The 20,186-nt window shown below is 63.0% G+C and carries 21 protein-coding genes; 6 read left to right on the forward strand and 15 right to left on the reverse strand.

Features of this window, described 5'->3' with window-relative positions; genetic code table 11:
- Positions 1 to 88: 88 nt before the first annotated feature.
- Together ACNFIC_RS12875 and ACNFIC_RS12880 are read right to left on the reverse strand one after the other, a co-directional pair.
- A complete protein-coding gene (locus tag ACNFIC_RS12875) occupies positions 89 to 754 on the reverse strand; it encodes a fumarylacetoacetate hydrolase family protein (RefSeq protein WP_138221767.1) in 666 nt (221 codons plus the stop codon).
- 24 nt (positions 755 to 778) lie between these two features.
- The gene (locus ACNFIC_RS12880) at positions 779 to 2,176 is read right to left on the reverse strand and encodes an FAD-binding oxidoreductase (protein WP_416781141.1); all 1,398 of its coding nucleotides are present in this window, start codon (positions 2,174 to 2,176) and stop codon (positions 779 to 781) included.
- Between the two features lie 167 nt (positions 2,177 to 2,343).
- On the opposite strand from ACNFIC_RS12880, the gene serA reads away from it, so the two are divergent.
- Complete coding sequence (gene serA / locus ACNFIC_RS12885) at positions 2,344 to 3,573, forward strand: phosphoglycerate dehydrogenase (protein WP_138221769.1); 1,230 nt, start codon at positions 2,344 to 2,346, stop codon at positions 3,571 to 3,573.
- An 84-nt stretch (positions 3,574 to 3,657) separates the two neighbouring features.
- Here serA and ACNFIC_RS12890 read toward each other — a convergent pair whose 3' ends face one another.
- Entirely contained in the window at positions 3,658 to 4,134 is a 477-nt protein-coding gene (locus ACNFIC_RS12890) for a DUF4399 domain-containing protein (RefSeq protein ID WP_138221770.1), read from the reverse strand.
- Between the two features lie 225 nt (positions 4,135 to 4,359).
- Between ACNFIC_RS12890 and ACNFIC_RS12895 the strand changes: the two genes are divergently transcribed.
- A complete protein-coding gene (locus ACNFIC_RS12895) occupies positions 4,360 to 4,848 on the forward strand; it encodes a transporter substrate-binding domain-containing protein (protein WP_138221771.1) in 489 nt (162 codons plus the stop codon).
- A gap of 27 nt (positions 4,849 to 4,875) precedes the next feature.
- Here the strand turns inward: ACNFIC_RS12895 and ACNFIC_RS12900 are convergent, their stop codons facing one another.
- On the reverse strand, positions 4,876 to 5,373 hold the full coding sequence (locus tag ACNFIC_RS12900) for a DUF523 domain-containing protein (RefSeq protein ID WP_416781142.1): 498 nt from the start codon (positions 5,371 to 5,373) through the stop codon (positions 4,876 to 4,878).
- Positions 5,360 to 5,983, reverse strand: a complete 624-nt coding sequence (locus ACNFIC_RS12905; protein WP_416781143.1) for a 2OG-Fe(II) oxygenase — start codon at positions 5,981 to 5,983, stop codon at positions 5,360 to 5,362. Before ACNFIC_RS12905 ends, ACNFIC_RS12900 begins: the two co-directional genes overlap by 14 nt.
- A gap of 121 nt (positions 5,984 to 6,104) precedes the next feature.
- Here ACNFIC_RS12905 and ACNFIC_RS12910 point away from each other — a divergent pair, with 121 nt between their 5' ends.
- On the forward strand, positions 6,105 to 6,857 hold the full coding sequence (locus ACNFIC_RS12910) for a DUF2059 domain-containing protein (protein WP_138221774.1): 753 nt from the start codon (positions 6,105 to 6,107) through the stop codon (positions 6,855 to 6,857).
- Here ACNFIC_RS12910 and ACNFIC_RS12915 read toward each other — a convergent pair whose 3' ends face one another.
- Positions 6,858 to 7,784 (reverse strand): alpha/beta hydrolase, encoded by a 927-nt coding sequence (locus ACNFIC_RS12915; RefSeq protein ID WP_138221775.1) that lies wholly within the window; start codon positions 7,782 to 7,784, stop codon positions 6,858 to 6,860.
- Between the two features lie 138 nt (positions 7,785 to 7,922).
- Between ACNFIC_RS12915 and ACNFIC_RS12920 the strand changes: the two genes are divergently transcribed.
- Positions 7,923 to 8,492: a DUF6436 domain-containing protein gene (locus ACNFIC_RS12920; RefSeq protein WP_138221776.1), complete on the forward strand. Its 570-nt coding sequence runs from the start codon at positions 7,923 to 7,925 to the stop codon at positions 8,490 to 8,492.
- Here the strand turns inward: ACNFIC_RS12920 and ACNFIC_RS12925 are convergent.
- Complete coding sequence (locus tag ACNFIC_RS12925) at positions 8,471 to 9,037, reverse strand: sugar O-acetyltransferase (RefSeq protein WP_138221777.1); 567 nt, start codon at positions 9,035 to 9,037, stop codon at positions 8,471 to 8,473. The two genes, ACNFIC_RS12920 and ACNFIC_RS12925, sit on opposite strands and share 22 nt — an antisense overlap.
- Before the next feature lie 89 nt (positions 9,038 to 9,126).
- On the opposite strand from ACNFIC_RS12925, the gene ACNFIC_RS12930 reads away from it, so the two are divergent.
- Both ACNFIC_RS12930 and ACNFIC_RS12935 read left to right on the forward strand, forming a co-directional pair.
- On the forward strand, positions 9,127 to 11,523 hold the full coding sequence (locus ACNFIC_RS12930; RefSeq protein WP_416781144.1) for a penicillin acylase family protein: 2,397 nt from the start codon (positions 9,127 to 9,129) through the stop codon (positions 11,521 to 11,523).
- A gap of 31 nt (positions 11,524 to 11,554) precedes the next feature.
- Positions 11,555 to 12,373 carry an alpha/beta fold hydrolase gene (locus ACNFIC_RS12935; protein ID WP_416781145.1) on the forward strand — a complete coding sequence of 273 codons (819 nt, stop codon included), beginning with the start codon at positions 11,555 to 11,557 and terminating at the stop codon, positions 12,371 to 12,373.
- A gap of 666 nt (positions 12,374 to 13,039) precedes the next feature.
- Here the strand turns inward: ACNFIC_RS12935 and ACNFIC_RS12940 are convergent.
- The 8 genes from ACNFIC_RS12940 to cysW form a co-directional block, all read right to left on the reverse strand.
- Positions 13,040 to 13,825 carry a MetQ/NlpA family ABC transporter substrate-binding protein gene (locus ACNFIC_RS12940; protein WP_138221780.1) on the reverse strand — a complete coding sequence of 262 codons (786 nt, stop codon included), beginning with the start codon at positions 13,823 to 13,825 and terminating at the stop codon, positions 13,040 to 13,042.
- A 192-nt stretch (positions 13,826 to 14,017) separates the two neighbouring features.
- Complete coding sequence (locus ACNFIC_RS12945) at positions 14,018 to 14,956, reverse strand: sigma 54-interacting transcriptional regulator (RefSeq protein ID WP_138221781.1); 939 nt, start codon at positions 14,954 to 14,956, stop codon at positions 14,018 to 14,020.
- A 64-nt stretch (positions 14,957 to 15,020) separates the two neighbouring features.
- A complete protein-coding gene (locus ACNFIC_RS12950; protein ID WP_416781146.1) occupies positions 15,021 to 15,602 on the reverse strand; it encodes an alpha/beta hydrolase in 582 nt (193 codons plus the stop codon).
- Between the two features lie 293 nt (positions 15,603 to 15,895).
- Complete coding sequence (locus tag ACNFIC_RS12955) at positions 15,896 to 16,297, reverse strand: ExbD/TolR family protein (protein ID WP_028688526.1); 402 nt, start codon at positions 16,295 to 16,297, stop codon at positions 15,896 to 15,898.
- A gap of 1 nt (position 16,298) precedes the next feature.
- Complete coding sequence (locus ACNFIC_RS12960) at positions 16,299 to 17,021, reverse strand: MotA/TolQ/ExbB proton channel family protein (RefSeq protein ID WP_138221783.1); 723 nt, start codon at positions 17,019 to 17,021, stop codon at positions 16,299 to 16,301.
- A gap of 30 nt (positions 17,022 to 17,051) precedes the next feature.
- Positions 17,052 to 17,846 carry an energy transducer TonB gene (locus ACNFIC_RS12965; RefSeq protein WP_138221784.1) on the reverse strand — a complete coding sequence of 265 codons (795 nt, stop codon included), beginning with the start codon at positions 17,844 to 17,846 and terminating at the stop codon, positions 17,052 to 17,054.
- A gap of 462 nt (positions 17,847 to 18,308) precedes the next feature.
- Positions 18,309 to 19,298: a sulfate/molybdate ABC transporter ATP-binding protein gene (locus tag ACNFIC_RS12970; protein ID WP_138221785.1), complete on the reverse strand. Its 990-nt coding sequence runs from the start codon at positions 19,296 to 19,298 to the stop codon at positions 18,309 to 18,311.
- Between the two features lie 3 nt (positions 19,299 to 19,301).
- Positions 19,302 to 20,174, reverse strand: a complete 873-nt coding sequence (gene cysW, locus ACNFIC_RS12975; protein WP_416781147.1) for a sulfate ABC transporter permease subunit CysW — start codon at positions 20,172 to 20,174, stop codon at positions 19,302 to 19,304.
- Between the last annotated feature and the right edge of the window lie 12 nt (positions 20,175 to 20,186).

The following is a 20,186-nucleotide window of genomic DNA, read 5'->3' on the forward strand; positions in this document are numbered from 1 at the left end:
GAATGGGCATGAAGCTGCGCATTATCCGTATCGTTTGTGAAAAAAACGGCAAAACCGGCGATAGCAGCCTGCCATCGCCGTCACAGGATCAGAGCACGCGGCTTTCGAAACGGCACACGCCTGGAAGCTCCAGCACCAGCTCGTCACCGACGTTGAACGGGCCGACACCTGCCGGGGTGCCGGTGAGGATCACATCGCCCGCCTGCAGCGAGAAGCACGCCGCCATGTACTGGATGATCGGCACGATGGGGTTGAGCATCATCGCGCTGTTGCCGTCCTGGCGCACTTCACCGTTGATGCTCAGGCGCAACGGGATGTCGGTCACGTCCTCGAAGCTGGACGCGGCAACGAACGGCGGCAACACGCAGGCACCATCGAAACTCTTGCACAGCTCCCATGGCAGACCCTTTTCCTTGAGCTTGCTCTGCACGTCGCGCAGGGTCAGGTCCAGCGCCGGGGCGTAGCCCGAGATGGCGTCCAGCACCTCTTCCTCGGTCGGTTTGGTCGACAGCGACTTGCCCAGCAGCACGGCAATTTCGGCTTCGTAATGCACCGAGCCACGGTCGGTCGGAATCTTGAAGCCGCCTTCCAGGGGTACCACGCAACTGCCAGGCTTGATGAACAGCAGCGGCTCGGCGGGGATCGGGTTGTTCAGCTCCTTGGCGTGCTCGGCATAGTTGCGCCCGATGCACACCACCTTGCCCAACGGGAAGTGAATACGGGTGCCATCTACATACTGGTGCTGGTAACTCATGGCCGACTCCTGTGAATACTGCTTTTATTCGGGAGCGAAGATCTTACCCGGATTCATGATGCCGTTAGGGTCGAACACGGCCTTTATTGCCTTCATGCAGGCGATTTCTTCGGCTGAACGGCTGTAGCCCAGGTAGTCGCGCTTGGTCATGCCAACCCCGTGCTCGGCGGAAATCGAGCCGTTGTAGCGCTGGACGATCTCGAACACCCACTTGTTGACCTTAGTGCACGAGGCGAAGAAATCATCCTTGCTCATGTGCTCGGGCTTGAGGATGTTCAAGTGCAGGTTGCCATCGCCGATGTGGCCGTACCAGACCACTTCGTAGTCGGGGTAGTGCTGCGCGACGATGCTGTCTATATCGCGCAGGAATGCCGGCACCTTGGAGACGGTCACCGAGATATCGTTCTTGTATGGGGTCCAGTGCGAGATGGTTTCGGACAGGTATTCGCGCAGCTTCCACAGGTTCTTGAGCTGCGTCTCGCTCTGGCTCATCACCCCGTCGAGCACCCACCCCTGCTCCACGCAATGCTCGAAGGTGGCCAGCGCCTGGTTGGCCACCTCGTCGCTGCTGGCTTCGAACTCCAGCAGGGCATAGAACGGGCAGTCGGTCTCAAACGGCGCGGGCACGTCGCCGCGGGCCATGATCTTGGCCATACCCTTGTCGGAGAAGAACTCGAAAGCGGTAAGGTCGAGCTTGTCCTGAAAGGCGTGCAGCACCGGCATGATCGCGTCGAAGTCCGGCGTGCCGAGCACCATGGCGGTCAGGTTGCGCGGGGCGCGGTCCAGGCGCATGGTTGCCTCGACCACGAAGCCCAGGGTACCTTCGGCGCCAATGAACAGCTGGCGCAGGTCGTAGCCGGTGGCGTTCTTGATCAAGTCCTTGTTCAGTTCGAGCAACTCGCCCTTGCCGGTGACCACTTTGAGTCCGGCGACCCAGTTGCGGGTCATGCCGTAGCGGATCACCTTGATACCACCGGCGTTGGTGCCGATGTTGCCCCCAATCTGGCTGGAACCGCTGGAAGCGAAGTCCACCGGGTAATACAGGCGATTGTCTTCGGCGAACTGCTGCAATTGGCGGGTGATCACACCGGGCTGGCAGACCACGGTGCGATCGAATGCGTTGAACCCGATGATCTGGTTCATGTAGTCGAACGCCACCACCACCTCGCCGTTGGCGGCCACTGCCGCCCCCGACAGGCCGGTACGGCCACCTGAAGGCACCAACGCAACCGTGTGCCGGTTGGCCCACCGGACAATGGCCTGGACCTGTTCGACGGTCTTGGGGAACACGATGGCGCTGGGCGCAGGCGGGTAGTGCTTGGTCCAGTCCTTGCCGTAGGCCTCCAGCGAAGCCGGGTCGGTGAGCAACTTGCCAGGGTCGACAAGGGCCTTCAGTTCATCCAGTACTGCACGCTCGATCATCGTCGTAACTCTCAACTCATTCATAGTGAGCCTGAATACGCCTCACTGTCTGAAACAGCTCAGTAAGTGTCGCGTATGGTAGCATGGCGCTCCCGCTGTTCGTGCTAAGGCCGATGCCGCGCCGCAACACCCCTCGCCATTTTTCTCCGGGATACAGGTTTAAGCAGATGAGCAAGACTTCTCTCGAAAAGAGCAAGATCAGGTTCCTTCTTCTCGAAGGCGTCCACCAGAATGCCGTGGACACCCTCAAGGCTGCCGGCTACACCAACATCGAGTACCTCACCGGCTCGCTGCCTGATGCAGAACTGAAGGAAAAGATCGCTGATGCCCACTTCATCGGCATCCGCTCGCGCACCCAGCTGACCGAAGAGGTCTTCGACTGCGCGAAGAAACTGGTCGCAGTCGGCTGTTTCTGCATCGGCACCAACCAGGTTGACCTGGGCGCGGCCCGCGAGCGCGGCATCGCCGTGTTCAACGCCCCCTACTCCAACACCCGCTCGGTTGCCGAACTGGTGCTGGCCGAGGCCATCCTGCTGCTGCGCGGCATTCCTGAGAAAAACGCTTCCTGCCACCGTGGCGGCTGGATCAAGAGCGCGGCCAACTCCTTCGAGATCCGTGGCAAGAAGCTGGGCATCGTCGGCTACGGCTCGATTGGCACCCAGTTGTCGGTGCTGGCCGAGAGCCTGGGCATGCAGGTCTACTTCTACGACCCGCTGACCAAGCTGCCACTGGGCAACGCCACCCAGATCACCAGCCTGAACGAACTGCTGGGCCTGGCCGACATCATCTCGCTGCACGTTCCCGAGCTGCCATCGACCCAGTGGATGATCGGCGAGAAGGAAATCCGTGCCATGAAGAAGGGCTCGATCCTGATCAACGCCGCCCGTGGCACCGTGGTCGAGCTGGACCACCTGGCCGCCGCGATCAAGGACAAGCACCTGATCGGCGCCGCCATCGACGTGTTCCCGGTCGAGCCGCGCTCCAACGATGAAGAGTTCGAAAGCCCGCTGCGCGGCCTGGACAACGTGATCCTGACCCCACACATCGGTGGTTCCACCGCCGAGGCCCAAGCCAACATCGGCCTGGAAGTGGCCGAGAAGCTGGTCAAGTACAGCGACAACGGTACGTCCGTATCGTCGGTCAACTTCCCTGAAGTGGCCCTGCCGGCTCACCCAGGCAAGCACCGCCTGCTGCACATCCACGAAAACATCCCAGGCGTACTCAGCGAGATCAACAAAGTCTTCGCCGAGAACGGTATCAACATCTCCGGTCAGTTCCTGCAGACCGACGAGAAAGTCGGTTACGTGGTCATCGACGTTGACGCCGAGTATTCGGACCTGGCGCAAGAAAAATTGCAGCACATCAAGGGCACCATTCGCTCGCGCGTACTGTTCTGATTTTTCTGGCGACATGAAAAAGGGAGGCCCAGGTGGCCTCCCTTTTTTTACCTGCACGATCAGCAGTGCAGCGCGACCCAACGCTTACTTGACGTTGACGGTGATCTTCTGCGACTCGACGCTCGGCTTGAACGGCACGTGATACTGGTCGCCCAGGACCAGTTGCAAGGTGTGCTTGCCAGGGGTCAGGGTGATGGTCGCTTCGGTCTGCGCCTTGCCGAAGTGCAGTACCTGCGGGCCGGCCGGCAGCGGGGCGTGGTTCTCTGGCATCAGGCTGGTGGGCAGCGGCGTGTCGCTCAATGGTGCCTTGTCGACATCCACCAGCAGGTGGTGATGGCCGGTGTGCGGGGTTTGGTCACCGGCAGGCTTCAGGCCCATGCCCTCGATGCCGAATTTGACGGTGAAGGTCTTCTCGACCGTAGCACCATCGGCGGGGGAAACGATGAAGACCTTGGCGCCTTCCGGTGGCTGCTGGCTCTTCAAGGCATCCGCGGCACAGGCCAATACCGAGGCCCCCATCAGCAGACCGGCGACGGCAGCACGCGAAAATAGGCTGTTCATTCACTTCTCCTGTGATTCACTTCAATTGACCGCTATGGCGTAAACGAAACCCTGCGGTAGTTCACCATAGTCCAACTGAAGACCCAGAGGTTCAGAAAAGAGCCACAGAAATAATTCAAACCGGGTTAAACATTGGTAGGGTCTTGGGGTCATAGGCTGCGTTCGACCGGGCAGGGGAAAAGCCTCGGCGAATGAAATTCATCTGCCAAGAAATAAGGGGCACTCATGCGTTTGACCATTGGCGTACTGCTGGCCGTACTCTTCAGCCCATTGGCCCAGGCCGACCTGATCGACGAAATCAACGACCGTGGGGAGCTGCGCATTGCCGTGCAGCCCGATGCGGCGCCCTATGCCTATAAAGAGAAGGACAACGAGCCACTGACCGGCTTCGACATCGAACTGGGACAGGCCCTGGCAAATGAACTGGGCGTGCGCGCCGAATTCATCGAAACACCCGAAGGGGAAGTATTGCCCGGCGTCCAGGATGGCAAGTTCGACATCACCGTGCAAAAGTCCGGCACCGGACTCGATACGGCCCTGCAAGCCAGCGAATCGTTCGGCCGCGACAAACTGATGATTCCCTTCCAGAAAGACAATCCGGCCTTCGAAAGCGCACTGAACAATGCGCTGCAACGTATCAAGGACGATGGTCGGCTACTGAAGCTCGAAGACAAATGGCTCAAGGACTCGGTACAGAACGCCGCCGAACGGTGATAACCCCTCGCGGGGCTTGCCCCGCGATCAGCGGCCCAGCAAAGCGCGCTGGGCGTCTTCCAGCTCCAGCTCACTGAATACCTGCACGCCCGCGCGCCGCAGCAACGCCACGGTCACCCCTTCGCCAGGCACCTTCACGCCGCTGAAGCTGCCGTCATACGTCAGTCGATTGCCACACGAAGGACTCCCCGACTTGAGCACCGCCACGCCGATGCCATGCTTGCGCACCAGCGCCAGGGCACATTGCGCACCGGCCAGGAAGGCCGCGCTGACCGTTTCGCCCAGCACCGTGATCACCTGGGCCTCGCCATCGAGCACCTGACTGCCCTGCCCGCCCGGAATCTCTGCCGGGGCGCGCGGCGTCGGCAGCCCACCGGCCACCTCAGGACACAACGCCACCACCCGCCCCTCGGCCTGCCAGCGTTGCAGCACGTCGGGGTAGCCGCTGGCCCGCCCGTCATAACGCACCGGCTGGCCTAGCAGGCACGCGCTGACCAGGACTTTGGCCACCTCAGAACGGGTCATTGCCACGACGGCGGAACCAACCGGTCAACGACAGGCGTTCACGCCGCGCCGGAAGGACTTCGTGAGGCACATCGCCGGAGAGGAACACCACCAGCGTACCGGCCTGCGGCTGCACGTCATGCACGACGCCATCGTGCAAGAACATGCGCAACTGACCGCCGTCCTCGGGCTGCCAGCCTTCGTTGAGATACAGCACCGCCGAGACCATGCGTCGGTCGTCATCGCGGAAACGGTCCAGGTGACGCTTATAGAAAGCCCCTGGCGGATAAAGCGCGAAATGGCACTCGAAATCCTCAAGCCCCAGGTACAAACCTTGGTTGATGGCCTGGCGCAGACTGTCCATGGTGTCCAGGTAGCGGTCGCACGGTGCCGACTCGCCAGGGTCGAGCCACTGGATCTGGTCGCCGCGGATCGCCTCGCGCACCTCTTGCGAGGCGCCGCGCCCGACACCGGCAGGGTTGAGTTCGCCCTCGCTGTAGCGACGCCGGCATTCACCCGCAAGCTCGCGCGACAGCGCCTCAGGCAGGAATAGGGTTTGCTGCGACCAGCCACAGGTGGCCAGGTCGTCGACGATCGCCGACAGCAGTGGGTGTTCGAGAGGAATGTGCATGGCGCATCATAGCCATTCGGCATGCGTGCGCACAGCGCCACTTGGTCAGGAACCACGCGCGACGGCTCGACAAAGCCCCGCCACGCCAAGGACAATAGCGACCTGCCGACAGGAGTCCTGAATGCGCCGTCTGTTTTCCCTGCTTCTGCTGATGATCTGCACAATGCCTGTCTGGGCAGATAGCCTGGATCAGCTGTACAAGGCCGCTGGCTGGCCCGACCAACGCGCCCATTTCAACGATGCCGTGAGCGCCGCCCAGCAGCGCTACCGCAACAGCCTGCCGCCTGCGGTCTACCAGGCACTGGTCAACAATAGCAACCAGCGCTTCCAGGCCCAGGCAATGGATCGCCGTGCCCAGGCACAACTGCGCAGCAATCTGCCCAACCCGGCCCCAGCCCTGGCATTCTTCCAGTCACCGCTCGGACGCAAGGTCGTGGCCGCCGAGCTGTTGGCCACGCGCAAGGACCAACTGGCGAAGAACGCCAAGGGCCTGCCGAAAATGCCAGCCAGCGACAACCGCCTGTTGATCATCGGCCATTTGGCCAAGGCACTGCCAGCCCGCGAAGCTGGGGCCGAGGTCAGCCTGGCGATTGCCGGCGTGGCCGCCGACAGCCTCAGCTCGATGATCCCCGGCCTGTTCGGCGGCGGTCAGGCCCAGGGCCTGCTCGACGGCCAGCGCCAGCGGCTAATGAACCAGGTCGGTGAAGACCTGAACAACACCCTGCTGTACGTCTACCGCGACTTGTCGGACACCGAGCTAGAAGCGTTCTCGACCTTCGCCGAATCGGCCGACGGCCAAGCCTACTACAAGGCCGCAGTGGCAGCGGTACGTGCTGCGCTCGCGGTTGGCCAACAGGCCTCGGACCTCAACTGATCAGCCCAGGCGCTGACCGATGAAGTCGAAGTAGCGCTGGCGGATGCCCGGCAGCTCGTTGGCCAAGTGATGGCGCGCCTCAGGCAACATGAGGATCTGCGGTTCGGCGAACTTGGCCTTGAGCACTTGCAAATTGTGCTGCCAATCCACCGTGCCATCCGCCTCGCCCTGCACGATCAGCGGCCGCCGCATACTGGGCGGAGCCGCCTCGATGCGCTTGACCCACTTCAACAACGCCCCGACCCAAGCCGTGGGTAGCCGCCTGGGCTGCAACGGATCGGCCTGCAAGAACGGCAGGAACGCCGGGTCATTGGTGTTTTCGCTGAAGCGCCGCTCGATGCCGTTGACGAAATGGCGCAGCACACAATAGCTCAACTTCGACCAGTGCCAGTCCCGGGGGCGCACCAGTGGCGCCAGCAGGATCACCTCGCCATCCACCGGGCTCTGCTCACCCGCATGCAGCAGATGGTCGATCACGATCGCGCCCCCGGTACTTTGCCCGCACAAGTGCCAGGGGCGCGGTAACTCCAACTGGCGTGCCTGCTCGAACAGCCCCTCCAGCGCCTGCTGGTAGAGCGCGAAGTCCTCGATGCTGGCCCGCTCGCCACTGGACAGACCGTGCCCGGGCAAGTCACAACTGATCACGGCGTAACCGCGCACCAAGGCCCAGTCGATCACATGCCGGTACAGCCCCATGTGGTCGTAGTAGCCGTGCAGCACGAACAACGTCGCCACCGGGCACTCCGGCAACCACACCTGTGCGACCAGATCGAACCCTGCGACCTGAAAGCCACCCAGCCAGCTGTGCACAGGCAGGTCGAGCCCGTAGAAGCGTTGGTAATCGCGGCCTTGCTCGGGCAACGGCTGGCGTTCGACAAGCGGTGACAGGCTGCTGCGCAGCAGGTCGGGGTGGAAAGCGACAGGCATCAGGTACATCCACAACGGGGCAAGTATTGATCTGGGATATTCAGCTCTGGGCGGTGCCGTGGCAAGCTGCAACACTGTTCAACGGGCGGCGCGCCCCCACCAGGCAGCGTGCCCTCCCCACCGCTTCGTAGGCTGCCCATGCCCACCCGACACACCCGAACACTGCTCATCACCATCGCCGCCCTGCTCTGCGCCGCCATGCTGTGGTGGGCCTACGACAGCTTCCAGTCCCGCTACCTGCGCCCCTTCGACAACCAGGCCATGTTCTTCGATGGCAGCCAGTTGCAGCTGCCGCCTGAGTTGGCAGGCCCTGGCCCGATCCGCGTGGTGCATTTCTGGGACCCGGCCTGCCCTTGCAACGTCGGCAACCAACAGCACCTTACTGAGCTGGTGACACGCTTCGCCGCGCAGGGGGTGCGTTTTCATGTGCTGCAAAAACCCGGCAGCCACGGCCAATTGCCAGCCAATCTGGACTCGCTCCAGGCGCTGGACAACCTGCCTGGCAGCGAACACCTCCCCGCCACCCCGGCCGTAGCGATCTGGGACCGCGAAGGCAAGCTCGCCTACTTCGGCCCCTACAGCGAAGGTGCGGTGTGCAACTCAGGCAACAGTTTCATCGAACCGATCCTCGATGCGCTGAACCGGGGACGTCACGTACAGGCCTCCAACACGCTCGCGGTTGGCTGCTACTGCCCTTGGGCCGGCTGACGCACACGTGCCGGATTACCCATCACCACCGCGCCCGCCGGCACATCGCGGGTGACCACGCTGCCGGCGCCCACCACCGCGTTATCGCCAATGGTCACGCCCGGCAGGATGATCGCCCCACCACCGATCCATACGTTGTCCCCGATGCTCACTGGCCGACCACTCTCCAGCCCACTGCGGCGTTGCTCGGCGTCCAACGGATGGTCGGCGGTATAGATCTGCACCGCCGGCCCGATCTGGCAGTCGGCGCCGATACGCACCGGCAGCACATCGAGGATCACGCAGTTGAAATTGATGAAAGTATTGGCACCCACGCTGAGGTTGTAGCCGTAGTCACAGAAGAACGGCGGGCGAATCACCACGCCCTCGCCCACGCTCGCGAAGTGCTCGGCAAGCAGGGCGTGACGCGCCTGGCTGAGCAGCTCCACACTATGGTTGTAGCGGTGCATCCAGTGCTTGTTGGTAACCTGCTCCATTTGCAGCTCAGGGCAACTGGCGCGATAAGGCAAGCCTGACAGCATTTTCTGTTTTTCGCTGAGGGACATGGAAACTCCTTGTAGGGGACTATGCTCAGTGCGCGAACCCGCCGATGATCGGACCACATTTTTTCGCTCGAGTGCATAAAGGAGTCTCGATGAAGCGCAGCCTGACCCTGCTGGCCGTGGTGCTTGTGATTGCCGCCGCTGGCATCGGTTATGGGTACGTGCAGGGCAAGCAGCCCGTGCGTGACGGCGAGGTGGCCATCGAAGGCTTGCAGGCGCCGGTCAGCGTGCGTTTCGATGCCCGTGGCGTGCCCCACCTGCAAGCGCAGAACGAACAAGACCTGTACCGCGCGTTCGGCTATGTGCACGCCCAGGACCGCCTGTTCCAGATGGAGATCATGCGCCGCCTGGCCCGAGGCGAGCTGGCCGAGGTACTGGGTGCAAAACTGCTGCCCACCGACACCCTGTTCCGCAGCCTGCGCATCCGCGAGCAAGCAGCACTAATGGCGCAGCGCATCGATCACCAGTCCCCCGCCTGGCAGGCGCTGCAGGCGTACCTGGACGGCGTGAACCGGTGGCAGGCAAGTCACCCCCAGCCCATGGAGTTCGATCTGCTGGGCATCACTCCACGGCCCTTCACTGCCGAGGACACCCTGAGCATCGCCGGCTACCTGGCCTACAGCTTCGCCGCCGCATTCCGTACCGAGCCTGCGCTGACCTACATACGCGACCAGCTCGGCAGCCAATACCTGAAGATATTCGACCTCGACTGGCAACCCGACGGCGCCCTGGCAGCGCCCCTGGCCGCCGCCGACTGGCGCGCCCTCGAACAGCTCGCGCAACTGAGCCACGACGCCCTCGGCGAGGCGGGCATCCCGCAATTCGAAGGCAGCAACGCCTGGGTGGTTGCCGGCAAACATACCCGCAGCGGCCGACCGCTGCTGGCGGGCGATCCGCACATCGGCTTCGCCGTGCCAGCGGTATGGTACGAGGCCGAACTGTCAGCACCTGGCTTCAACCTGTATGGCTACTTTCAGGGCCTCAATCCGTTTGCCCTGCTGGGGCACAACCGCGACTTCGGCTGGAGCCTGACCATGTTCCAGAACGACGACCTCGACCTGATCGCCGAAAAGACCCATCCAGACAACCCTGAGCTGGTGATGGTCGATGGTCGCTGGCAACCCCTGGAGAAGACCGAACAAACCATCGCCATCAAGGACGAGCAAGCCGCCCACATCACCTTGCGCCGCTCGCCCCACGGCCCGATCGTCAACAGCGTGCTGGGCGACACCGCCGGCAAGACGCCCATCGCCATGTGGTGGGCGTTCCTTGAAACCGAAAACCCGATCCTGGAAGGCTTTTATCAGATCAACCGCGCCGATACCCTGGCCAAGATGCGCGAGGCCGCAACCAAGGTGCAAGCACCAGGGCTGAACCTGGTGTGGGCCAATGCTCGCGGCGATATCGGCTGGTGGGCCGCAGCACGCCTGCCGATCCGCCCCAACGGGGTCAACCCGGCGTTCATCCTCGACGGCAGCAGCCAGCAGGCAGACAAGCCTGGCTTCTACCCATTCAGCGCCAACCCTCAACAGGAAAACCCGGCCAGCGGCTACATCGTCTCGGCCAACTATCAACCACCTGCCGGGATGCCGATACCGGGCTACTACAACCTGGCAGACCGTGGCCGCCAGCTCGACCGCCACCTGAGCGATCCCGACATCCAATGGGACCTCCAGAACAGCCAGGTCCTGCAATTGGACACTAGCAACGACTATGGCCCACGCACCCTGGCCCCCTTGCTCGGCACCTTGCGTGGCGTGGCCGAAGGCGACGAGGAAAAGGAACTGGTCGAACAACTGGCAGCTTGGCGCGGCGACTACCCACTGGACTCCACCAGCGCCACGCTGTTCAACCAGTTCCTCTACGAGTTGGCCTTCGCTGCCCTACATGACGAACTGGGCGACACCTGGTTCCCGGTGCTGCTCAGCACCCGCGCCATCGACGCCGCCCTGCCGCGCCTGGCCGCCGATCCAGCCTCACCCTGGTGGACACTGCGCGGCGCCAATGAACGCACCGACCGCACCGCCATCGTGCGCCTGGCCTGGCAGCGCAGCCTCACACACCTGCGTAAGACCTTCGGCCAGGACCCGGCCAGTTGGCAGTGGGGCAAGGCCCATACCCTGACCCATAATCACCCGCTCGGGGTGCAAAAGCCGCTGAACCTGCTGTTCAACGTCGGCCCCTTCGCCGCGCCCGGCACCCACGAGGTTCCCAACAACCTGTCGGCCAAGATCGGCCCGGCACCTTGGCCGGTCACCTACGGCCCCTCGACCCGGCGCCTGATCGACTTTGCCGACGCTGGCGCTGCGCTCACCATCAATCCGGTCGGGCAGAGCGGCGTGCCGTTCGATACGCACTATGCCGACCAAGCCGAAGACTACATCCAAGGGCGCTACCACAGGGCGCGCCTGGGGGTGATCCCGGCGCAGAGCACGTTGCGCCTGGTGCCTGAGCGCGGATCCACATCCACAGCCTCCCGCCACGACTGAATTCCTTTCGCCCCTTCATGAGATAGACCGCATGCAGAAACACTTCATCGAGATCGACGGCGCACGCATGAGCTATGTCGACCAAGGTCAGGGCTTCCCAGTGCTGCTGGGCCACAGTTACCTGTGGTCAGCGGCCATGTGGCAGCCGCAGGTCGAGGCGCTGTCGCAGCACTTCCGGCTGATCGTGCCCGAGTTGTGGGGCCACGGCGACTCCGATGCTCCACCGGCCAATACCACCGACATGCAGGCACTGACGCGCCAACATGTCACCTTGCTGGACAAGCTGGGTATCGAGCGCTGCCATCTGGTGGGGCTTTCGGTTGGCGGCATGTGGGGCGCCGAGCTGGCCATCACCCACCCCGAGCGCATCGATCGCCTGGTGTTGCTGGACACCTACCTGGGCGCCGAACCCGAAGCCACGCGCCTCAAGTATTTCGCCCTGCTGGACGCGGCCAGCGCAGCCGGTGAGTTCAGCGACGCACTGCTCGACATCATCGTGCCGATCTTCTTCCACGCCGGTGGCCAAACGGTGCCGGAAATTCGCGAACGGTTCCGTGCAGATCTCAAAGCCACCCGCGCAGAGACCATTCGGCAGAGCCTCGATCCGATGGGCCGGGTGATCTTCGGGCGGCCGGACCTGCTCGGCCGACTGGGTGAGTTGCCGGGTGAGCGCAGCATCGTGGTATGTGGCGACCAGGACATTCCGCGACCACCGGCCGAATCGAATGAAATGTCGCGGATCATCGGCTGCCTGGCAGCCCAGATCCCGTTTGCCGGGCATATCTCCAGCCTGGAGAACCCACGGGTGGTGAATGCGTTCTTGCTGAATTGGTTGCCGCGTAACGGTTAGGCACCTGATTGCCAAGCAACTCAGCCTGGCAAGCGGCAGGTGAGCGGGCATGGGCAAATTGCCCGGCAATTTTCCTTGGGAGAGGCGGAATTTTTTCGCGTCAATCGGGCTCGAAGTGAAGCCAACCTGTGACCTGTACGGCCCATCACACCCACAAGGACGTTAACGATGAACAGCCCCAGCTCGCCTGCTACGAACGAACAACTGCTGTGGCTCATGGCCTTGCGCCGGGCGTTGAGTCAGCGCTGAGCCTACAGGTGGGGCGCTGGGTTCAGGCATTGCACCATCTCTGTAGGAGATCACCCAGCCCTTTGGGCTGCACTGTCGCGCAGAGAACTGATTTCGCAAGCGCTCCGCGTACCCTGTGGGAGCGGCGGTTCGGCGCCCCGACTTGCCCGCGAAGCAGGCGACTCGGTGTATGGCACCGGCTTCGCCGGTGTTCGCGGGCAAGCCCGCTCCCACTCCCCCTGCTAAATCAAAAAGTTATGTGTAGTTCTATGAGAGCGGGCTTGTCCCGCGAAGGGCTGCAAAGCAGCCCCAGGATTTGTGCAGCAGCCGGGATTCTTGGGGCCGCTGCGGTGGATTCAGGCATTGCCCATAAAGCCGTGCAGCACACACAAAAACGCCGACGCAAATGCGTCGGCGCTTTTCGTTTCGGGCCGCGAATCAGAACGCTGGCAGCACCGCGCCCTGGTATTTCTTGGCGATGAATTCCTTCACCTCAGGGCTGGTCAGGGCCTTGGCCAGCTTCTGGATGGCGTCGCTGTTCTTGTTGTCCGGGCGAGCAACCAGGAAGTTGACGTAAGGCGAATCGCTACCTTCGATCACCAGGGCGTCCTTGGCTGGGTTCAAGCCAGCTTCCAAGGCATAGTTGGTGTTGATCATGTCCAGGTCGACCTGATCCAGCACGCGCGGCAGCATGGCCGATTCCAGCTCACGGAACTTGAGTTTCTTGGGGTTCTCGGCGATGTCTTTCGGGGTGGCCAGGGCGTTCTTTGGATCCTTCAGGGTGATAAGGCCAGCTTTCTGCAACAGCAGCAAGGCACGGCCACTGTTGCTGCCCTCGTTCGGGATCGCGACGGTAGCGCCTTCCTTCAGCTCAGCCAGGCTCTTGACCTTCTTGGAGTAACCACCAAAGGGCTCGACGTGCACGCCGATCACGGTTTCCAGGTGGGTGCCCTTGCCTTCGTTGAAGTTCTGCAAGTACGGCAGGGTCTGGAAGTAGTTGGCGTCCAGGCGTTTCTGGTCTACCTGCACGTTCGGCTGCACGTAGTCAGTGAAGACCTTGATCTGCAGGTCGACACCTTCCTTGGCCAGGGTCGGCTTGATCAGTTCGAGGATTTCAGCATGCGGTACTGGGGTGGCGGCCACGACCAGTTTCTCGGCGGCAGACGCCAGGCCTGCGAAGGACAGGGCGGCGGCCAGGGCAGTGGTCAGCAGGGTCTTTTTCATGGTGATCCTTGTTCTTGAGCTGGGCCATCGCAGATGGCGGCGAAGTCGGGTGCCCATCCGTTTGGGCGGGCGTGAGGCGGACGATACCGGGATTCTTTATTGCGCAAAAATATCTTTTATTTAGCTGCTTATTCCAAAAACAAAATGCCACCACCGCGTTTGCTTATGAGCCCGCCAAGACTGACGCCGCGCCTACACGTCCAGCGTCCGCAGAGCCTCCTGCAAGACCCTGCGCAACCCGGCAACGGTCTGCGCATCCCGGCTCTGGGCCAGTTGACCAAGCTGGCGAGCCAGCGCTTGCAGCGGTGCACGCTCAGGCAGGTCCAGATGCTGCGCCAGGATTTCCTCGCCATCGCTGACCAGCAAAGCAAAGTGGATGACGTTCTCCAGCTCCCGGGTGTTGCCCGGCCAGGCATGGGCTTCGAGCGCCTGTTGAGCCGCTTCGCTGATCAGCGGCACCGGGCGGTCAAGGCGCACGCTGTAGATACCGACGAAGTACTCGGCCAGTGGCAGGATATCGCCCACCCGCTCACGCAGGGCGGGTAGCTCCAGTTCACCCTCGTGCAGATAGTGATAGAGCCGTTCGTTGAAACGCCCCGCTTGCACCGCCTGGGCCAGATCGATACTGGACGCCGCCACTAGGCGCACGTCCACCGGTTGCGGGTGGCTGGCGCCGACCCGTGTGACCTCGCGGTTTTCCAGGGCGGCGAGCAGCTTGGCCTGAATCGCCAGCGGCAGGTCGGCGATCTCATCCAGGTACAGCGTGCCGCCGTTGGCCGATCCGAACCAGCCGGCACGGCTGCTGGCGGTGCCGCCCTGGCTGCCGGCGCTGTAGCCGAACAGCTCAGCATCGGCGTAGGTGTGGCTGATGGCCGCGCAGTTGACCGACACGAACAGCCCGCCACGATCACTGGCGCGATGAATCTGCCGGGCCAGCAGTTCCTTGCCGGTGCCGGTTTCACCACGGATCAGCACTGGCAGTGGCTGCGGGGCCAGGCGTTCAAGGGCCTCGCGTAGCGCCTGCGAGCGCGGGTCGACGAACACCAGCGCCTTGGCACGGATGCTCAGCGGGCTCTTGTCCAGTTCAGGGAAGGTCAGCAGCGGCTGGCCGAAGGGTGCGTGAAAGCTCATGGAATACTCCCGCCCCGGTCAGCAGCGACCGGGGATCAAGACAAGACGATGGAAAACCGCAGGCTCAGGCGCGGCGCAGCGCGCGCTGGTCAACTCGGGCCTGTAGGCGGAACAGGTAGGCGAAGCCCTGCTCCCAACGCTCATGGCCAGACTTGACGTTGATATGTCCAGCATTGGCCAGCAGCCCCGCCTCCGCGCCCCAGGCGCGAGCCAGGTGCAGCGCACGCGGCACACTGACGGCTGGGTCGTTGTCGGAGCTGACCACTTGGCTGGGGAACGGCAACGCTTGCATCGGGATTGGCGCGAAGTTGCGCAGCGCCGGCGCACAGGCCGGGCGCTCGACGTCGGCCGGAGCCACCAGCAGTGCGCCGCGCACCCGGCGCAGCAGATTCGGGCTGGCCTGGGAGGCCCAGTGAGCGACGGTGATACAGCCCAGGCTATGAGCGATCAGAATCACCGGCGAGGGCTCGGCGACAATCGCCTGCTCCAGTGCCTGCACCCAGTCGCGCCGCTGTGGGGTGAGCCAGTCGTGCTGCTCGACCCGGGCGCTGTTGGGCAGGCTGCGCTGCCAGTGACTCTGCCAATGGTTGTCTGGCGATCCTTGCCAGCCCGGCACAATCAGGTAACGAATCGACTCATTGCGCATGGGGACGCCTCCAGAAGTTTGCGTGCTTGAGGTGCAAGTATAGGGAGGCAGTTATATTCGTAAAGGAATAAGAAGATATTTGTTAATATCTCTAAGTTTTAAGCGACAACCTAGAAGTGAAAGCGCTACGGCGCTGGTTTGCAAACTGGGGTCAAGGGCGACGGCCTATAAACAGCAAAAGGAGAGCGCTTTTTACTTGTCGCTTGCCGCTTCAAGCTTGCAGCTAAAAAAAAGGACCATCCCCTGCCAAGGAAAATGGCCCATAAGCACTTGCCTGAAGAGGATGTCGCCGATCAGCGCGCGGTTATCACCGCCAGCTTGCTGATCCCGGCACGTTCGATGGCCGCCATGGCCCGGGCCACTTCGCCGTAATTCACGCCATCGTCGGCCTGCAACTGCACACGCAGCTCGGCGTCCTTGTCCTTGGCGGCCTTGAGGTTGGTCTCCAGCAGGTCGGGCTGGATCTCGTCCTTGTTGATGAACAGCTTGCCGCTGCCATCGATGCTCACCACCAACGGGTCCTTCTGCTCCACCGGAGCCACGGCCTCGGTCTTGGGCAGGTTGATGGGGATGGCATTGGTCAGCAGGGGCGCGGTGACGATGAACACCACCAGCAGCACCAGCATGACGTCCACCAGCGGGGTGACGTTGATTTCACTCAACACTTCATCGCTGTCCTGGGTCGAGAAGGCCATGTCAGGAGGCCTCCTTCACTGGCTGGGTGAAACCAGCTTGCTGGCGCTGGGCGGTAGGGTGCAGCAACACACGGAAGGCACTCTTCTGCGCCAGGCTGTAGAAGTCATGGGCGAAGTCGTCCAGGTCGGCGGCGGTAAGCTTGAGGCGGCGCAGGAAGTAGTTGTAGACCAGCACCGCCGGCACCGCGACAGCAATACCCACACCGGTAGCCACCAGCGCCGCGCCGATGGGGCCGGCCACGGTTTCCAGGCTGGCCGAGCCTGCCGCGCTGATCCCCTTAAGCGCCTCCATGATGCCCCATACCGTGCCGAACAGGCCGATGAAGGGCGAGGTGCTGCCGATACTGGCGACCACCGCCAGGCCGGTTTCCAGCGAACGGCGCTCGCGCACGATCTGCTGGCGCAGGGCACGCTCCAGGCGGTCCTGATGGTTGATCGCGTGGCTCAGGTCACTGGCCTGGCCCAGCTCGCCCACGGCGATGGCGGCGTAGCCGGCCTGTGCCACACGGGCGGCGGGGCCGGGCTGCGCGTGGCTCAGCTCGGCGGCAGCGTCGAGGCTCGAAGCGGCCCAGAACTGCTGGTGGAAGCGCTTGTCCTGATGCTTCAGCCGCACGAACTGCACGACCTTGATCAGGGCCAGCGCCCAGGTAACGACAGAGAAGCCGACCAACAACCAGATGACGGCGCTTTCAACGGATTCGAGTGGGGATGCCAACAGGCTCATGATGTAGTCCTTCCTAGGTTCGGTGGCGCATTAACGCAACTTGAAATCGATCGGTACGCTGACCCAGCCCGCTTGGGCCACGTCGCCCTGCTTGGCCGGCACGAAGCTCCAGCGCTTGACGGCGGCCAGCGCAGCGGCGTCCAGGGCATCGCGGCCACTGCTTTTCTGAATCTGGATCTGCCCCGGCTTACCGCTGGGCAACACCTCCACGCGCAACAGCACGGTGCCTTCCCAGCCACGCCGCTGGGCCATCTGCGGATACTCCGGCGCCGGGTTCTTCAGGTAGGCGGCATTCGCCGAAGGCGGCGTTACCGGGGCTGGCGCAGGTGGCGCGGGCGGTGCCGGGGCGGCCACGGGAGCCGGAGGCGGAGCCTCGACGGGCTTGGGCGCGGGCGCAGGTTCTGGCTTAGGCTTGGCCACCGGTTTCGGCGCTGGCTTGGGCTTGGGTTTGGGCTTGGCGGCCAGCTCATCGACCACCGGCGGGGGTGGCTCGACCACGGGCGGCGCGGGTGCGGGTGGCGGCGGCTCGACCACCGGTGGCGCAGGTGCGGCGAACTCGATGGTCATCGGCGGAATCTGTGGCGGCACGATTGGCAGCGCGGGCGTGGGGGCCTGGCTGATCCAGTAAGCCGCGGCGCCGTGCAAGGCCAGCACCAGCAGGCCCAGAACCAGCGTGTCGCGGCGCTTGAGCCCACTGGCTGGAGTGCGCTGCAGGCGCAACTGACCAAGCGGCAGGCGCAGCGTGCGTCCGAGCTCGACCAGATCACCCGCTGCCGGGTGCCATGGTTGCTCAAAGGCCCTGACGGCCGTCTGGACATTACCCATTTGCTCAAACTCCCTATGGGCTGGATTCAGGTGTGTGGCTGAATCTTCGGGGTTTGAGGCTTATCTCTAAAAGTAACTTTTAAAGTTAATATTAGGCTTATTTGGAATATTAAATTGTACCATTAGCCTCCAGCCCGCAGCGTGCGTGGGTTGCAGCGAAGGTGCTGAGTGCTCGATGCCTTTAAGGCATATGAAATATTCGCCAAAGGCATCAGATAATAAAAAACCGGGCACTGTCCCTAATGCCCGTCAGTTAAGCCAATGGGGGCCGCTTTGCGACCCTTTCGCGGCACAAGGCCGCTCCTACAATGTCCGCGTAAGCCCGGGTAGTGCCGGCTTGTACGGTCGTGTAGGAGCGGCCTTGTGCCGCGCAAGGGACGCGCAGCGGCCCCAATTACTGCAACAAAGGCTTAACTGACGGGCATTAGGCGCAGTCCCGGTTTTTCAGTGCGCTGGGATCGCTTAGATATCCGCCACCTTCTGCCAGACCTTCGGTCGGAAGAACAACGTCTCGCCGCGCGCCAGCCCGCTCAGGCTGTCGTGATCCTTGACCACCTCGGCCTCGATCAGCTCGCTCTGCCCTTCGACCTTCAGCGTGACCCGAGTGGTGGCCCCCAGCGGACGGATATCGCGCACCTCGGCGGCATGGTGACCTTCAGTCTCATGCCGCGACAGCGAGACCTCGTGCGGGCGGAACAGCACGTGATGGCCTTCGCTCAAGGCCAGGCGGTTGGAATCGCCCAGGAAGTGGTAGACGAAATCGTTGGCCGGCTGCTCGTACACCTCGCCGGGCGAGCCGATCTGCTCGATCACACCCTTGTTCATCACCACGATACGGTCGGCCACTTCCATGGCCTCTTCCTGGTCGTGGGTCACGAACACCGAGGTCAGGTTGATGTCCTCGTGCAGCCGCGCCAGCCAGCGGCGCAGCTCCTTGCGCACCTTGGCGTCCAGCGCACCGAACGGCTCGTCGAGCAGCAACACCTTGGGTTCGACCGCCAGGGCACGGGCCAGGGCGATACGCTGGCGCTGGCCACCGGACAGCTGCTCGGGATAGCGGTCGGACAGCCAGTCGAGCTGCACCATGTTCAGCAGCTCATGGACTTTCTCGGCGATCTTGCTTTCGCTAGGACGCTCACCCTTGGGCTTCATGCGCAGGCCGAAGGCGACGTTGTCGAACACGCTCATGTGCCGGAACAACGCATAGTGCTGGAACACGAAACCAACGTTGCGATCACGCACGTCGTGGCCAGACACATCCTCGCCGTGGAACACGATGTTGCCGTCGTCCGGGGTTTCCAGGCCGGCGATGATGCGCAGCAACGTGGTCTTGCCGCAGCCGGACGGGCCGAGCAGGGCCACCAGCTCGCCGCTGTTGATATCCAGGTTGATGTTGTCCAGGGCCTGGAAGCTGTTGAAGCGCTTGCTGACGTTACGAACTTCGATCGACATGAATCATTCCTCCGCGGCGCTGTGGCGCAGGCGGTTAATACGGTTCTCGCTCCACTGCTTGAGCAGCAGGATGAAGAGCGCCAGGATCAGCAGCAGGCTGGCCACGCTGAAGGCCGCGACGTGGTTGTACTCGTTGTAGAGGATCTCCACGTGCAGCGGCAAGGTGTTGGTGACGCCACGAATATGCCCGGACACCACCGACACCGCGCCGAACTCGCCCATGGCCCGGGCGGTGCAAAGCACCACGCCGTAGATCAGGCCCCACTTGATGTTCGGCAGGGTCACGTGCCAAAACATCTGCCAGCCGTTGGCACCGAGCAGGCGCGCGGCTTCTTCCTCTTGCGTGCCCTGTTCCTGCATCAGCGGGATCAGCTCACGAGCGACGAACGGCACAGTGACGAAAATGGTCGCCAGGACGATGCCCGGCAGGGCAAAGACGATCTGGATGTCGTGATCCTGCAGCCACGGGCCGAACAGGCCTTGCGCGCCGAACATCAGCACGTAGACCAGGCCGGCGATCACCGGCGATACCGAGAACGGCAGGTCGATCAGGGTTACCAGCACGCTCTTGCCACGGAAGTTGTACTTGCTCACGCACCAGGCGGCGGACACGCCGAACACCAGGTTCAGCGGCACCGAGATCACCACCGCGAGCAAGGTGAGCTTGAGCGCCGACAAAGCATCGGCCTCGAAGATCGCCTCGAAGAACGTGCCGAAGCCGTTCTTCAGCGCCTGGGATACCACGATCACCAGCGGCAGCAGCAGGAACAACGCGAAAACGATCCAGCCCAGGGTAATCAGCACCCGGCGCGAGGTGGCGCTGCCGCGTCGGGCAGCGTTGGCGGCAGCGGATGCGCCTAGGGAAGTCGAAGACATGACCAAGCCTCC

Source organism: Pseudomonas sp. NY15463, assembly GCF_048068415.1.
Taxonomy (GTDB): Bacteria; Pseudomonadota; Gammaproteobacteria; order Pseudomonadales; family Pseudomonadaceae; genus Aquipseudomonas; species Aquipseudomonas mosselii_C.

Coding starts and splice junctions, on each gene's coding strand:
- ACNFIC_RS12955 (WP_028688526.1), bottom strand. CDS start 16,297: ATGGCCTTCTCGACCCAGGACAGCGATGAAGTGTTGAGTGAAATCAAC.
- ACNFIC_RS12935 (WP_416781145.1), top strand. CDS start 11,555: ATGCAGAAACACTTCATCGAGATCGACGGCGCACGCATGAGCTATGTC.
- ACNFIC_RS12910 (WP_138221774.1), top strand. CDS start 6,105: ATGCGCCGTCTGTTTTCCCTGCTTCTGCTGATGATCTGCACAATGCCT.
- ACNFIC_RS12970 (WP_138221785.1), bottom strand. CDS start 19,298: ATGTCGATCGAAGTTCGTAACGTCAGCAAGCGCTTCAACAGCTTCCAG.
- cysW (WP_416781147.1), bottom strand. CDS start 20,174: ATGTCTTCGACTTCCCTAGGCGCATCCGCTGCCGCCAACGCTGCCCGA.
- ACNFIC_RS12915 (WP_138221775.1), bottom strand. CDS start 7,784: ATGCCTGTCGCTTTCCACCCCGACCTGCTGCGCAGCAGCCTGTCACCG.
- ACNFIC_RS12925 (WP_138221777.1), bottom strand. CDS start 9,037: ATGTCCCTCAGCGAAAAACAGAAAATGCTGTCAGGCTTGCCTTATCGC.
- ACNFIC_RS12920 (WP_138221776.1), top strand. CDS start 7,923: ATGCCCACCCGACACACCCGAACACTGCTCATCACCATCGCCGCCCTG.
- ACNFIC_RS12965 (WP_138221784.1), bottom strand. CDS start 17,846: ATGGGTAATGTCCAGACGGCCGTCAGGGCCTTTGAGCAACCATGGCAC.
- ACNFIC_RS12930 (WP_416781144.1), top strand. CDS start 9,127: ATGAAGCGCAGCCTGACCCTGCTGGCCGTGGTGCTTGTGATTGCCGCC.
- ACNFIC_RS12875 (WP_138221767.1), bottom strand. CDS start 754: ATGAGTTACCAGCACCAGTATGTAGATGGCACCCGTATTCACTTCCCG.
- ACNFIC_RS12945 (WP_138221781.1), bottom strand. CDS start 14,956: ATGAGCTTTCACGCACCCTTCGGCCAGCCGCTGCTGACCTTCCCTGAA.
- ACNFIC_RS12950 (WP_416781146.1), bottom strand. CDS start 15,602: ATGCGCAATGAGTCGATTCGTTACCTGATTGTGCCGGGCTGGCAAGGA.
- ACNFIC_RS12960 (WP_138221783.1), bottom strand. CDS start 17,021: ATGAGCCTGTTGGCATCCCCACTCGAATCCGTTGAAAGCGCCGTCATC.
- ACNFIC_RS12940 (WP_138221780.1), bottom strand. CDS start 13,825: ATGAAAAAGACCCTGCTGACCACTGCCCTGGCCGCCGCCCTGTCCTTC.
- serA (WP_138221769.1), top strand. CDS start 2,344: ATGAGCAAGACTTCTCTCGAAAAGAGCAAGATCAGGTTCCTTCTTCTC.
- ACNFIC_RS12900 (WP_416781142.1), bottom strand. CDS start 5,373: ATGACCCGTTCTGAGGTGGCCAAAGTCCTGGTCAGCGCGTGCCTGCTA.
- ACNFIC_RS12895 (WP_138221771.1), top strand. CDS start 4,360: ATGCGTTTGACCATTGGCGTACTGCTGGCCGTACTCTTCAGCCCATTG.
- ACNFIC_RS12880 (WP_416781141.1), bottom strand. CDS start 2,176: ATGATCGAGCGTGCAGTACTGGATGAACTGAAGGCCCTTGTCGACCCT.
- ACNFIC_RS12905 (WP_416781143.1), bottom strand. CDS start 5,983: ATGCACATTCCTCTCGAACACCCACTGCTGTCGGCGATCGTCGACGAC.
- ACNFIC_RS12890 (WP_138221770.1), bottom strand. CDS start 4,134: ATGAACAGCCTATTTTCGCGTGCTGCCGTCGCCGGTCTGCTGATGGGG.